Source organism: Leclercia sp. UBA7405 (assembly GCF_037152215.1).
GTDB lineage: Bacteria > Pseudomonadota > Gammaproteobacteria > Enterobacterales > Enterobacteriaceae > Enterobacter > Enterobacter pneumoniae.
This window is the reverse complement of record NZ_JBBCMR010000001.1, coordinates 484,240-497,511: the sequence shown is the minus strand read 5'-3', so window position 1 is coordinate 497,511 and position 13,272 is coordinate 484,240. Positions and strand designations below refer to the sequence as shown.

14 protein-coding genes are annotated in these 13,272 nt (G+C 54.3%); 9 read left to right on the top strand and 5 right to left on the bottom strand.

Annotation, left to right across the window (positions count from 1 at the left end; genetic code table 11):
* The 3 genes from modB to WFN75_RS02430 all read right to left on the bottom strand — a co-directional run bounded on the left by modB (position 1) and on the right by WFN75_RS02430 (position 1,792).
* Positions 1-690 carry a molybdate ABC transporter permease subunit gene (gene modB, locus WFN75_RS02440; RefSeq protein WP_046886958.1) on the bottom strand — a complete coding sequence of 230 codons (690 nt, stop codon included), beginning with the start codon at positions 688-690 and terminating at the stop codon, positions 1-3.
* A complete protein-coding gene (gene modA / locus WFN75_RS02435) occupies positions 687-1,463 on the bottom strand; it encodes a molybdate ABC transporter substrate-binding protein (protein WP_207293255.1) in 777 nt (258 codons plus the stop codon). The genes modB and modA overlap by 4 nt, the downstream gene beginning before the upstream one ends.
* A 179-nt stretch (positions 1,464-1,642) precedes the next feature.
* Complete coding sequence (locus WFN75_RS02430; protein WP_040076505.1) at positions 1,643-1,792, bottom strand: AcrZ family multidrug efflux pump-associated protein; 150 nt, start codon at positions 1,790-1,792, stop codon at positions 1,643-1,645.
* Between the two features lie 128 nt (positions 1,793-1,920).
* Here WFN75_RS02430 and modE point away from each other — a divergent pair, with 128 nt between their 5' ends.
* The 7 genes from modE to gpmA all read left to right on the top strand — a co-directional run bounded on the left by modE (position 1,921) and on the right by gpmA (position 9,671).
* Complete coding sequence (gene modE, locus WFN75_RS02425) at positions 1,921-2,709, top strand: molybdenum-dependent transcriptional regulator (RefSeq protein WP_040076506.1); 789 nt, start codon at positions 1,921-1,923, stop codon at positions 2,707-2,709.
* A gap of 67 nt (positions 2,710-2,776) precedes the next feature.
* Positions 2,777-4,246: a molybdate ABC transporter ATP-binding protein ModF gene (gene modF / locus WFN75_RS02420; protein ID WP_336995562.1), complete on the top strand. Its 1,470-nt coding sequence runs from the start codon at positions 2,777-2,779 to the stop codon at positions 4,244-4,246.
* 208 nt (positions 4,247-4,454) lie between these two features.
* Positions 4,455-5,471: a UDP-glucose 4-epimerase GalE gene (gene galE, locus WFN75_RS02415; protein ID WP_046886962.1), complete on the top strand. Its 1,017-nt coding sequence runs from the start codon at positions 4,455-4,457 to the stop codon at positions 5,469-5,471.
* 9 nt (positions 5,472-5,480) lie between these two features.
* On the top strand, positions 5,481-6,527 hold the full coding sequence (galT, locus tag WFN75_RS02410; RefSeq protein WP_046886963.1) for a galactose-1-phosphate uridylyltransferase: 1,047 nt from the start codon (positions 5,481-5,483) through the stop codon (positions 6,525-6,527).
* Positions 6,528-6,529: 2 nt separating this feature from the next.
* Positions 6,530-7,678 (top strand): galactokinase, encoded by a 1,149-nt coding sequence (gene galK / locus WFN75_RS02405; protein WP_336995561.1) that lies wholly within the window; start codon positions 6,530-6,532, stop codon positions 7,676-7,678.
* Positions 7,672-8,712 (top strand): galactose-1-epimerase, encoded by a 1,041-nt coding sequence (gene galM / locus WFN75_RS02400; protein ID WP_336995560.1) that lies wholly within the window; start codon positions 7,672-7,674, stop codon positions 8,710-8,712. Before galK ends, galM begins: the two co-directional genes overlap by 7 nt.
* A gap of 206 nt (positions 8,713-8,918) precedes the next feature.
* Entirely contained in the window at positions 8,919-9,671 is a 753-nt protein-coding gene (gene gpmA, locus WFN75_RS02395) for a 2,3-diphosphoglycerate-dependent phosphoglycerate mutase (RefSeq protein WP_040076512.1), read from the top strand.
* A gap of 60 nt (positions 9,672-9,731) precedes the next feature.
* Here the strand turns inward: gpmA and aroG are convergent, their stop codons facing one another.
* Positions 9,732-10,784, bottom strand: a complete 1,053-nt coding sequence (gene aroG, locus WFN75_RS02390; protein ID WP_040076513.1) for a 3-deoxy-7-phosphoheptulonate synthase AroG — start codon at positions 10,782-10,784, stop codon at positions 9,732-9,734.
* 319 nt (positions 10,785-11,103) lie between these two features.
* Here aroG and WFN75_RS02385 point away from each other — a divergent pair, with 319 nt between their 5' ends.
* The gene (locus tag WFN75_RS02385) at positions 11,104-11,496 is read left to right on the top strand and encodes a YbgS-like family protein (protein ID WP_046886966.1); all 393 of its coding nucleotides are present in this window, start codon (positions 11,104-11,106) and stop codon (positions 11,494-11,496) included.
* Between the two features lie 114 nt (positions 11,497-11,610).
* Positions 11,611-12,543 carry a CDF family zinc transporter ZitB gene (zitB, locus tag WFN75_RS02380; protein WP_046886967.1) on the top strand — a complete coding sequence of 311 codons (933 nt, stop codon included), beginning with the start codon at positions 11,611-11,613 and terminating at the stop codon, positions 12,541-12,543.
* Here zitB and pnuC read toward each other — a convergent pair.
* On the bottom strand, positions 12,540-13,259 hold the full coding sequence (pnuC, locus tag WFN75_RS02375) for a nicotinamide riboside transporter PnuC (RefSeq protein WP_046886968.1): 720 nt from the start codon (positions 13,257-13,259) through the stop codon (positions 12,540-12,542). The genes zitB and pnuC overlap by 4 nt on opposite strands.
* Positions 13,260-13,272 lie beyond the last annotated feature (13 nt).

Below are 13,272 nucleotides of genomic sequence, written 5' to 3'. Positions count from 1 at the left end.
TCAGTTCCCCATCCGTTCACGGCTCAAACGTGCCAGCCATTCCGACACCAGCAGCGAGACGATAGCCAGCACAATGGAGATAATACAGAGTCGCGCGGCGGCGCCTTCGCCACCTGGCGTCTGGATTAAGGTATACATTGCAGACGGCAGCGTGCGGGTTTCACCAGGAATATTGGAAACGAAAGTGATGGTGGCACCAAACTCGCCCAGCGAACGCGCAAAGGCCAGTACCGTGCCGACGATAATTCCGGGCAGGGTCAGGGGGAGCGTGATGGTGAATAAAACTCGCCAGCGTCCGGCCCCCAGAGTACAGGCGGCCTGCTCCAGTTTACGATCCACCCCCTCCAGCGCCAGACGGATGGCGCGGACCATCAACGGGAAGGACATCACCGCCGCCGCCAGCACCGCACCGCGCCAGCTGAAGGCGAAGGTCAGCCCAAACCAATCATATAGCCATTCACCAATGATGCCGCGTCGGCCCATCGCAATGAGCAGTAAATAGCCCACAACCACGGGCGGTAGCACCAGCGGCAGATGGATCAGGCTATCGAGAAGCGCCTTACCGGGAAAGGTGCAGCGAACCAGTAGCCAGGCAAAGAAGATCCCAAAGGGCAGACTAAACACAACCGCGAGGGAGGAGACTTTCAGGCTCAGCAGCACGGCCTGCCATTCGGGATCGGTCAAAATCATTCGTGAGTCGTAAATCCATAGCGTTTAAAGATTGCCGACGCCTGCGGCCCTTTCAGATAATCGTAAAAGGCGCTGACCGTCGCGTTTTTATGTCCATCAACGATGGCAACAGGATATTCCACTTTTTTGTGCGAGTCTTCCGGGAAGGTCCCGACGACTTTTACCCCTTTACCGGCAACGGCATCGGAGCCATAAACAATGCCCAGGGGCGCTTCGTTACGCTCCACCAGCGCCAGTGCGCCACGAACATCTTCCGCCGGCGCCAGCTTTGGCGAAAGCGTATCCCATGCGCCCAGTTTCTGCAGCGCCTCTTTCGCGTAGATACCCGCAGGAACATGTTCCGGATCGCCAACCGCCAGACGTCCGTCTTTCAGCAGGCTGGTCCAGGGCGTCTCTTTATTGATTGTCATTTCGCCCTGTGGGCTTGTTTTAGGCGCCACGACGACCAGGCTGTTCCCCAGTAACGTTGTCCGACTGGCGGTGTCGATTGATTTCTTCTGCACCGCATAGTCCATCCATTTCTGATCCGCAGAGATAAAAAGATCCGCTGGCGCGCCCGCCTCAATCTGGCGGGCCAGCGTTGAGGAAGAGGCAAAGGATGAAACCACCTCGACGTTTTTCTCTTTTTTATACTCAGCAGCAATATCCTGCATGGCATTCGTTAGCGAAGCGGCAGCGAAAACGGTAATTTTACCTTCGTCTGCCAGTGCATGTCCGCTTACGGTTAATACCAGCGCTGCCCCTGCGAAAAAGCCTAAGCCTGTACGTGCCATCTGTAACTCCTTTTGCATGTCGTTATATACTTAAGAATATAACGATTGCCACAGGGTTTTCCCAGCCTTAAATCGTACCGCTTAATGAGTAAATGAGTGTGATGCTAAAGATAATATCGGCGTGGAAGAGGCAAACTTGAGAGCAAAACGCCCGGACAAGCCGGGCGTTTTAACGGGAATTAATGCTGTTTTTTAGGCTGCTTTCTGTGTCCGATGTTGGAAAACACGTTGAACACTTCACCCAGGCCGTAGATTGCACCGAGGATGATAGCCATCACCACTGGTACCATGATCACGGCGAACACCAGACTTTTCAACAACTCTAACATGGGTTTCTCCAGACAATGTGAATTGCCATATTCTAACCGTTAAAGCGAGAAATACATCCCCTTTTGTGCGGTACAGTTTGCGACTCCCCTGAATTGCGTCACAATACGCTTTTTGCCAGGACACTGTTATGCAGGCCGAAATTCTTCTCACCCTACGTCTTCAGCAAAAACTTTTTGCCGATCCACGCCGTATTGCTCTGCTTAAACAGATAGCGCAAACCGGCTCTATTAGCCAGGGCGCGAAGAATGCGGGGATCAGTTATAAAAGTGCCTGGGATGCCATTAATGAGATGAACGCCCTGAGCGAGCAGATGCTGGTTGAACGCGCCACCGGCGGTAAAGGCGGCGGCGGGGCCCATCTTACGCGCTATGGTCAACGCTTAATTGAGCTTTATGAACTACTGGGGCAGATCCAGCAAAAAGCCTTTGACGTGCTGAGCCATGACGATGCCCTGCCTCTCGATAGCCTTCTTGCCGCCATTTCACGCTTCTCACTGCAGACCAGCGCCCGCAATCAATGGTTTGGCACCGTTACCGCTCGCGATCATGATCCTGTCCAGCAGCATGTGGCGATTTTACTCGCGGATGGCACCACGCGGCTGAAGGTGGCTATTACGGCCCAGAGTGGCAAACGCCTGGCTCTGGAGGAAGGAAAGGAGGTGCTGGTGTTGCTAAAAGCACCCTGGGTCAATATCACCCGGGATCCGACAGACGCGCTTCAGGCCGATAATCAGCTTCAGGGCGTCGTCACCCATATTGACCGGGGTGATGAACAGTGCGAAGTGCTGATGGCGCTGCCCGATGGTCAGACCCTTTGCGCCACGCTGCCTCACGCCCAGGCAGTAAATCTAGAGGAAGGTACTGAGGTGACCGCATATTTTAATGCTGACCGGGTGATTATCGCCACGTTGTGCTAAGCGCATTGACATTCGTCTTCCCAATGAGTATCCCTGAGAGTAATTGCTGCACAAAACGGGACACATCATGTCATCATTGCAAATTTCGCAAGGCACGTTTCGTCTTAGCGATACACGTAAACTTACTCTTGCCGATTTCACGCTTAACGCTGGCGAAAGCTGGGCTTTTGTTGGCAGTAACGGCAGCGGTAAATCTGCTCTGGCACGCGCGCTGGCAGGCGAGCTGACGCAGCTGCAAGGCGAGAGACGTTCTACCTTTACCCGTCTGACACGTCTCTCCTTCGAACAGTTGCAAAAGCTGGTCAGTGACGAGTGGCAGCGTAACAATACCGATCTCCTCAGCCCCGGCGAAGAGGATACCGGCCGCACCACTGCCGAGATTATTCAGAATGAGGTTAAAGACGAGGCGCGCTGCCGCCTGCTGGCCGAGCAATTTGGGATAACGGCGCTTCTGGAACGCCGCTTCAAATACCTCTCCACGGGCGAAACCCGCAAGACCCTTCTCTGTCAGGCCCTGATGGCCGAGCCGGAACTGTTGATTCTGGATGAACCCTTTGACGGCCTGGACGTGAAATCACGCGAACAGCTTGCCCTTCTGCTGGCCTCGCTGAATCAGCAGGGCTACACCATCGTGCTGGTGCTCAATCGCTTTGATGAAATCCCGGCGTTTGTGCAATTTGCGGGCGTGCTGGCCGATTGCACCCTGACCGACGTCGGCGCGAAAGCAGAGCTCCTGCAACAGGCCCTTATTGCCCAGTTGGCACACAGTGAGAATCTTAACAATCTGACACTGCCCGAGCCGGACGCCCCTGCTGCCCGTCAGGAGCTGGCGCACGATCGACCACGCATTGTGCTCAATCACGGCGTCGTCTCTTATAACGACCGCCCTATCCTCAACGACCTCAGCTGGACGGTAAACCCCGGTGAACACTGGCAGATAACCGGGCCAAACGGTGCCGGTAAATCAACCCTGCTCAGCCTGATTACCGGCGATCATCCGCAGGGCTACAGCAACGATCTCACCCTGTTTGGCCGCCGCCGCGGTAGCGGTGAGACCATCTGGGATATCAAAAAGCATATCGGCTATGTCAGCAGCAGCCTGCATCTGGATTACCGCGTCAGCACCACGGTGCGCAACGTGATTCTGTCGGGTTATTTTGACTCCATTGGCATTTATCAGGCGGTATCTGACAGGCAGCACAAGCTGGCACAGTCATGGCTCGATATTCTTGGTATGGATAACCGGGTGGCGGATGCCCCGTTCAGCAGCCTCTCCTGGGGGCAGCAGCGGCTGGCGTTGATTGTCCGCGCGCTGGTTAAACACCCTACCTTGCTGATTCTGGATGAACCCTTACAGGGGCTGGATCCGCTGAACCGCCAGTTAATTCGCCGCTTTGTCGATATCCTTATCAGCGAAGGGGAAACGCAGTTGCTGTTTGTTTCTCATCATGCGGAAGATGCACCCTCCTGTATTACCCACCGGCTGGAGTTTGTGCCGGATGGCGAGAGCTATCGCTACGCCATTGGTCCAGTCTGACCCCCTCTTCCAGGGGGCACTGCCCCCTGCTTTTTCAGATAACCTGCATCAATACAAACCTATCTTATTGATTTACAATCGTCTGAACGACAGCAGAACGGTGAAAACGCAGCAGTGTAAACGATTCCACTATTTTATCCCATGTCACACTTTTTGCGTCTCTGTTATGCTATGTTTATTACATACCATAAGCCTAATGGAGCGATATATGCGAGTTCTGGTAACAGGTGGTAGCGGTTACATAGGAAGTCATACCTGTGTGCAACTGCTGCAAAACGGCCACGATGTCATCATCCTCGATAATCTGTGCAACAGTAAGCGCAGCGTGCTGCCCGTGATTGAGCGTCTGGGTGGCAAACAGCCCTCCTTCGTGGAAGGTGATATCCGCAACGAAGCGCTGATGACCGAAATTCTTCACGATCACGCCATCGATACGGTGATCCATTTTGCCGGCCTGAAAGCGGTGGGTGAATCCGTGTCAAAGCCGCTGGAGTATTACGATAACAACGTCAACGGCACTCTTCGCCTGGTTTCAGCCATGCGCGCTGCCGGCGTGAAGAACTTTATCTTTAGCTCCTCCGCTACCGTTTACGGCGATCAGCCAAAAATTCCTTACGTTGAAAGCTTCCCTACGGGTACACCGCAAAGCCCGTATGGAAAAAGCAAGCTGATGGTGGAGCAGATCCTCACTGACCTGCAGAAAGCACAGCCGGAGTGGAGTATCGCCCTATTGCGCTATTTCAACCCGGTCGGCGCCCATCCGTCTGGAGATATGGGTGAAGATCCGCAGGGTATTCCGAATAACCTGATGCCGTATATCGCGCAGGTTGCGGTAGGTCGTCGCGATTCGCTGGCGGTGTTTGGTAATGACTACCCTACCCCGGACGGAACCGGCGTGCGTGATTACATCCACGTCATGGATCTGGCCGATGGTCACGTCGCTGCCATGCAGCAGCTTGCCGGAAAACCGGGCGTACATATCTACAACCTCGGTGCGGGTGTGGGCAGCAGCGTGCTGGACGTGGTTAATGCCTTCAGCAATGCCTGCGGCAAACCGGTGAACTACCACTTCGCCCCGCGGCGCGAAGGCGATCTGCCAGCCTACTGGGCAGACGCGACCAAAGCAGATAAAGAGCTTAACTGGCGTGTTTCTCGCACGCTTGATGAAATGGCACAGGATACCTGGCGCTGGCAGTCTCGCCACCCCCAGGGGTATCCAGACTAAGGATCTGTCATGACCCAATTTAATCCCGTCGATCATCCGCATCGTCGCTATAACCCGTTAACCGGGCAATGGATTCTGGTTTCCCCGCATCGCGCCAAGCGTCCCTGGCAGGGGGCGCAAGAAACCCCTGCCAAACAGACGCTGCCACAGCATGACCCGGACTGTTTCTTGTGTCCGGGCAATACTCGCGTGACGGGTGATAAAAACCCCGATTACACCGGCACTTACGTTTTCACGAACGACTTTGCCGCCCTGATGACCGATACCCCTGACGCGCCGCAGAGTGACGACCCGCTGCTGCGCTGTGAAAGTGCACGCGGTACCAGCCGGGTGATCTGTTTTTCCCCCGATCACAGCAAAACGCTGCCCGAACTCAGCGTAGAGGCCCTGTCTGAGGTGGTCAAAACCTGGCAGGCGCAGACCGCCGAGCTGGGTCAAACGTATCCCTGGGTACAGGTCTTTGAAAACAAAGGTGCGGCGATGGGTTGCTCCAATCCGCATCCGCACGGTCAGGTGTGGGCGAATAGCTTCCTGCCTAACGAGGTTGAGCGCGAAGATCGCCTGCAGAAAACCTATTATTCAGAGCAGAACAGCCCAATGCTGCTGGACTATGTTCAGCGCGAGCTGGCCGACGGCAGCCGTACCGTTGTGGAAACCGAACACTGGCTGGCAGTGGTGCCTTACTGGGCAGCATGGCCATTCGAAACCCTGCTGCTGCCTAAGACGCACGTCCTGCGCATTACCGAACTCAGTGAGGAACAACGCAGCGATTTAGCGCTGGCGCTGAAAAAACTGACCAGCCGTTACGATAACCTGTTCCAGTGCTCTTTCCCGTACTCCATGGGCTGGCACGGCGCACCTTTCAACGGCGAAGAGAACGCGCACTGGCAACTGCACGCTCATTTCTATCCACCACTGCTGCGCTCGGCAACCGTGCGCAAATTTATGGTCGGTTATGAGATGCTGGCGGAAACCCAGCGTGACCTGACCGCAGAACAGGCCGCAGAACGCCTGCGTGCAGTGAGTGATGTCCATTTTCGCGAATCTGGAGAATAACAATGAGTCTGAAAGAGAACACCCAAGCCCTGTTTGCTGAAAAATTTGGCTATCCGGCCACTCACGTCATCCAGGCTCCGGGCCGCGTAAACCTGATCGGTGAGCATACCGACTACAACGACGGTTTTGTCTTGCCCTGCGCCATCGATTACCAGACGGTAATCAGCTGTGCAAAACGTGATGACCAGAAAGTGCGTGTTATTGCGGCCGATTACGATAATCAGAGCGATGAATTTTCCCTCGATGCGCCGATTGTGGCGCATCCGGACCAGCAGTGGTCTAACTATGTTCGTGGCGTAGTGAAACACCTGCAAAAACGTAACAAGAACTTCGCCGGTGCCGACCTGGTGATCAGCGGTAATGTGCCTCAGGGTGCCGGTCTTAGCTCCTCGGCCTCTCTGGAGGTCGCAGTAGGTACTGTTTTCCAGCAGCTTTACCATCTGCCGCTGGACGGGGCGCAAATTGCCCTGAACGGCCAGGAAGCAGAGAATCAGTTCGTAGGCTGCAACTGCGGCATTATGGATCAATTGATCTCTGCGCTAGGTAAAAAGGATCATGCCCTGCTGATCGATTGCCGCTCGCTGGGAACCAAAGCCGTTCCTCTGCCAAAAGGCGCGGCGGTGGTGATTATCAACAGTAATTTCAAACGCACTCTGGTGGGCAGCGAATACAACACGCGACGCGAGCAGTGTGAAACCGGCGCTCGCTTCTTCCAGCAGTCCGCGCTGCGTGATGTCTCCCTGGAAGAGTTCAACAAAGTGGCGAACGAGCTGGATCCGGTGGTCGCGAAACGTGTACGTCACGTGCTTACCGAGAACGCCCGCACCGTTGAAGCGGCCTCCGCATTGGCCGAGGGTGACCTGAAACGTATGGGTGAGCTAATGGCGGAATCGCATGCCTCAATGCGTGACGACTTTGAGATCACTGTTCCACAAATTGACACCCTGGTGGAGATCGTTAAATCTGCTATCGGCGAACAGGGCGGTGTACGTATGACCGGCGGCGGCTTCGGCGGCTGTATCGTAGCGCTGGTACCTGAAGCCTTAGTGCCTGCGGTGCAAAAAGCGGTTGAAGAGCAGTACGAAGCCAAAACCGGTATCAAAGAGACCTTTTACGTCTGTAATGCCTCACAAGGAGCGGGCCAGTGCTAAATGAAACCCCCACCCTCGCCCCGGATGGACTGCCGTACCGCCTGATCACCCTGCGTAACAACGCAGGTATGGTGGTAACGCTGATGGACTGGGGCGCCACCTTACTGTCAGCGCGCGTTCGTATGTCTGACGGTTGCGTACGTGAAACCCTGCTGGGATGCGCGTCACCAGAGCAATATATTACCCAGAACGCCTATCTTGGCGCCTCGGTAGGCCGTTACGCGAACCGTATTGCTAAAAGCAGCTTCGAGCTGGACGGCGTGCGCTATGCGTTGCTCCCAAGCCAGGGAGAGAACCAACTCCATGGCGGCCCGGAGGGCTTCGACAAACGACGCTGGCGCATTGTGCAGCAAAACGACGCGGAAGCCATCTTTGCCGTGGATTCCATCGACGGCGATCAGGGCTTCCCAGGAAATCTCTCTGCCAGCGCCCATTTCCGCCTGACAGAAGATAACCGCATTGCCATTGAGTACAGCGCCTCGGTCGATAAACCCTGCCCGGTGAATCTGACTAACCACGCTTACTTCAACCTCGATGGCGATCAGAGCGATGTGCGTCATCACACGCTCCAGCTGCTGGCTGATACCTATCTGCCGGTAGATGAGATGGGCATTCCGCAAGAAGGATTAAAATCCGTCGCGGGCACCAGCTTCGATTTCCGTGATGCAAAGGTTATCGCTCAGGATTTCCTCAGCGATGACCATCAGCGTAAGGTTAAAGGCTACGATCACGCTTTCCTGTTGCAGGCGCAGGGCGACGTCACGCAACCTGCCGCTCACCTCTGGTCGCAAGATAAAAAGCTGCAGATGACGGTTTATACCTCCGCCCCTGCCCTGCAGTTCTACTCCGGTAATTACCTGGCGGGTACGCCGGCGCGCGAACACGGCGAATACAGCGACTGGCAGGGCCTGGCGCTGGAGAGCGAACTGTTACCCGACAGTCCGAACCACCCCGAATGGCCGCAGCCAGACTGCGTATTACGCCCTGGCGAAACCTGGCGTAGCCTGACGGAATATCAGTTTATCGCCCACTGATTCTGGCCCTCCTGACGGAGGGCTTTTTTTGCCCATTTTGCTGAAAATAGCGCCACTTGCCGACAAAATCATAACCCTCAATTCACAAGCAGCTTACACTGAGAGACTATTTTCGCTATGGTTAGGGTTAAGGATTGCCGCTGACATGAACACGGCAATATAATGAGAATTGTTATCATTCAATTAATGCTCGTGAGGAGTGAAATATGGCTGTAACTAAGCTGGTTCTGGTGCGTCACGGCGAAAGCCAGTGGAACAACGAAAACCGCTTCACCGGTTGGTATGATGTGGACCTGTCTGAGAAAGGCGTTGGCGAAGCAAAAGCGGCCGGTAAACTGCTGAAAGACGAAGGCTTTAGCTTCGATTTTGCTTATACCTCTGTGCTGAAACGTGCCATTCATACCCTGTGGAACGTTCTGGATGAACTGGATCAGGCATGGCTGCCGGTTGAGAAATCCTGGAAGCTGAACGAGCGTCACTACGGTGCGCTGCAGGGTCTGAACAAAGCAGAAACCGCTGAGAAATACGGTGACGAGCAGGTTAAACAGTGGCGCCGCGGCTTTGCTGTGACCCCGCCAGAGCTGACCAAAGACGATGAGCGTTTCCCAGGCCATGACCCGCGCTATGCGAAACTGACCGATGCAGAGCTGCCAACCACCGAAAGCCTGGCGCTGACCATCGATCGTGTTGTGCCTTACTGGAACGAAACCATTCTGCCACGCCTGAAGAGCGGTGAGCGCGTCATTATTGCCGCTCACGGTAACTCTCTGCGTGCGCTGGTGAAATATCTGGATAACATGGGCGAAGATGAGATCCTCGAACTGAACATCCCAACGGGCGTACCGCTGGTGTATGAGTTCGACGAAAACTTCAAACCTATCAAACATTACTATCTGGGCAACGCTGACGAAATCGCGGCAAAAGCAGCGGCAGTAGCGAACCAGGGTAAAGCGAAATAATTTTCGCCAGACGTAAAAAAAGCGCGGAGCATTCCGCGCTTTTTTATTGGCGCTGACGGCTTAGCCGCGGCGCGCTTTCACTGCATTCGCCAGTTGACGCAGGATGGTGTCGGTGTCTTCCCAGCCGATGCAGGCGTCGGTAACGCTTTTACCGTAGACCAGCGGTTCGCTGCTTTCGAGGTTCTGATTCCCCTCCACCAGGTGGCTTTCAATCATCACGCCAATGACCGCGTTTTCGCCGCCGGCGATCTGCTGGCACACATCTGCCCCCACTTCCATCTGCTTCTTAAACTGCTTGCTGGAGTTGGCATGGCTGAAATCAATCATTACCTGTGCAGGCAGGCCTGCTTTTTCCAGACCGGCTTTCACCTCCGCCACGTGTTTGGCGCTGTAGTTCGGCTCTTTACCGCCACGCAGAATGATATGGCAATCGCCATTACCGCTGGTGTTGACGATGGCCGAGTGGCCCCATTTGGTCACAGACAGGAAACAGTGCGGTGCCCCGGCGGCGTTGATGGCGTCGATCGCCACTTTAATGGTGCCGTCGGTACCGTTTTTGAAGCCAACCGGGCAAGAGAGACCGGAGGCCAATTCACGGTGCACCTGAGACTCGGTGGTGCGGGCGCCAATGGCACCCCAGCTCATAAGATCGGCCATGTACTGAGGGGTGATCATGTCCAGGAACTCACCCGCCGCAGGCAATCCGCTGTCATTGATATCCAGCAATAACTTACGGGCTATACGCAGGCCGTCGTTAATCTGGAAGCTGTTATCCATATGCGGATCGTTAATCAGCCCCTTCCAGCCCACGGTGGTACGCGGTTTTTCGAAGTAGACGCGCATGACGATTTCCAGTTCATCCTTTAACTCCTCCCGCAGCGTCAGCAGGCGAGCTGCATACTCTTTCGCTGCCACCGGATCGTGAATGGAACAGGGTCCGATAACCACCAGCAGGCGATCGTCATTACCTTTCAGGATTTTATGGATCGCTTTACGCGCGTGCGAAACGGTATTGGCAGCATTTTCAGTGGCGGGAAACTTCTCCAGAAGCGCTACAGGGGGCAGTAACTCATTGATCTCTTTAATACGTAAATCGTCATTCTGATAATTCATTTTCTTTCCGCTAGACATATTTTTGGTATTGAATGCAATCCCTTCAATCTATCCCGGCTGTGGAGAAGTGTAAACACGCATTTACACTACGCACAGATAAATCCTGGAATTTACTAAAAAAAAGCCACAATCTAGCGAAAAATGAGATCTGCCCTAGACTTTTTAATTGTAAACACTCTCTTGAAGAGATTTTGCAAAATTCCATACTGACCTAAATAGTGAAGTTGGAATCTTTCACCATTAATTCGAATCTTTATTTCGCGAATGCACTGTTGGAAGAAGTTATCCAGCAAATAACGACCAGAACAGGAGCAGCACTATGAAAATGACTAAACTGGCAACCTTATTCCTGACAGCAACCCTGACAATGGCAAGCGGTGCAGCGCTTGCAGCGGATAGCGCTTCCGATGGCGGTAATGGCCAGGCAAACGCCGCCGCTGAAGCAGGCCAGGTTGCCCCTGATGCTCATCAGAATATTGCGCCAAATAATGTTGATAACAGCAACATTAATACGGGCAATACTAACACCGGCGCTAGCGGCACTATGTCTCACTCCAACAGCAATAGTACTTCCGCGACTGGCGAGCATATGAGTAAAGATGAAGTGCACAAAAACTCAATGTGTAAAGATGGCAAATGTCCGGACACCAACACGAAAGTTGAACCGAACATGAGTACTGAGGAACGTAAAACCGACGGTACTTCGCAGTAATAGATAGCCGGCGGCTAAAAAAGGAGAGCGAAAGCTCTCCTTTTTTGTGCCACTTTTTTGGGCATCATGTTAAAAACATTACACTTCCCGGATTAAAGTAACAGGACATATTTCATGGCGCACGCCCACTCTCACGCTCCAAAGGACGATAACGCTAAACGACTCATGCTGGCGTTCGGAGTCACTGCCACCTTTATGGTTATTGAAGTGATTGGTGGGTTGGTTTCTGGCTCGCTGGCGCTGCTGGCGGATGCAGGCCATATGCTCACCGATGCCGCCGCGTTGCTGTTTGCACTGCTGGCAGTCCAGTTTTCCCATAAGCCTGCTGGCAAAGGACGGACTTTCGGCTGGTTGCGCCTGACGACGCTCGCTGCGTTCGTCAATGCGCTGGCGCTGGTGGGCATTACCGCACTTATCGTCTGGGAGGCAATCCAGCGCTTTTATCACCCGCAACCGGTCGCCGGCGCGACGATGATGGGAGTGGCTGTGGCCGGTTTGGTGGCCAATATTCTGGCGTTCTGGATCCTGCATCGCGGTAGCGCAGAAAAAAATCTTAACGTTCGCGCGGCGGCGTTGCACGTACTGGGCGATCTGCTGGGTTCGGTTGGGGCGATTCTGGCGGCGCTGGTGATTCTGTGGACGGGCTGGACGCCAATAGACCCTATCCTCTCGGTGCTGGTCTCCTGCCTGGTGTTGCGTAGCGCCTGGCAACTGTTAAAAGAGAGCGTAAATGAACTGCTGGAAGGCGCGCCAGCCTCGCTGGATATCGCTGCACTGAAGCGCAACCTGTGCCGCTCCATCCCGGAGGTGAGAAATGTGCACCATGTGCATGTGTGGATGGTGGGTGAGAAACCGATTATGACCCTGCACGTGCAAGTTATTCCCCCGCACGATCATGATGCGTTGCTGGAACGCATTCAGCACTTCCTTGAAGAGCATTACCAGATATCACACGCCACCATCCAGATGGAGTACCGCCCCTGTAGCGGACCGGAATGCCGCCTCAATGAGGCGCAGACCGGTCATGAGCATCATCACCACCATTAATGAGAAAGCGCGCGAGAACCCCGTTTACGTGCGCTGTTCATCCACATACGGCTGCCATTCAGGGCAATGAAGGTGAGGATCAGGTATTCCAGCGACATGGCGTAGACCCCCTGCAGAGCGAAAATCACTACGCTGATAATGTTAATGATGACCCACAAGAGCCAGTTTTCGACATATTTGCGGGTCATCAGGATCATGGCCACGATCGACAACACCATCATGCAGGAGTCCCAGAACGGGAAAGCATCCGGCTGAAGCTCAGGCATAGAGACATTCAGGCCGATGCTGCTCATTACCGATACGGCTACGCGGGTGAGGAAACCAAACACCGGATCGATCCAGACCGTCATCAGACCAATCGCCACCACGCAGGCCGCAAGCCAGGCAAGGGCTTTTGGCAAGGGCAACCAGCGGATCTGCAGTTCCGCCTGCTGCTGGCTGTTTTGCCGGGACCAGGCATACCAGCCATAGATATTGGCAGCAAAGAAAAAGAGCTGCAGTAGCAGGCTGGCATAGAGCTGAATTTGAAAGAAGATGATGGCAAAGAGTGTGACGTTAACCAGCCCAAACGCGTAGTTAACAATCTTCTCCAGACTGGCCAGCCAGATGCAAAGCAGACCAGCAATGGTGCCTACCGCCTCAATCCATGACAAATCGTAGCCGCCAGCCCCAATCGGTATATGTACCAGAATGTTTTGCGTGCTAAAAAAGTCCATCTTTTCCCCTGAG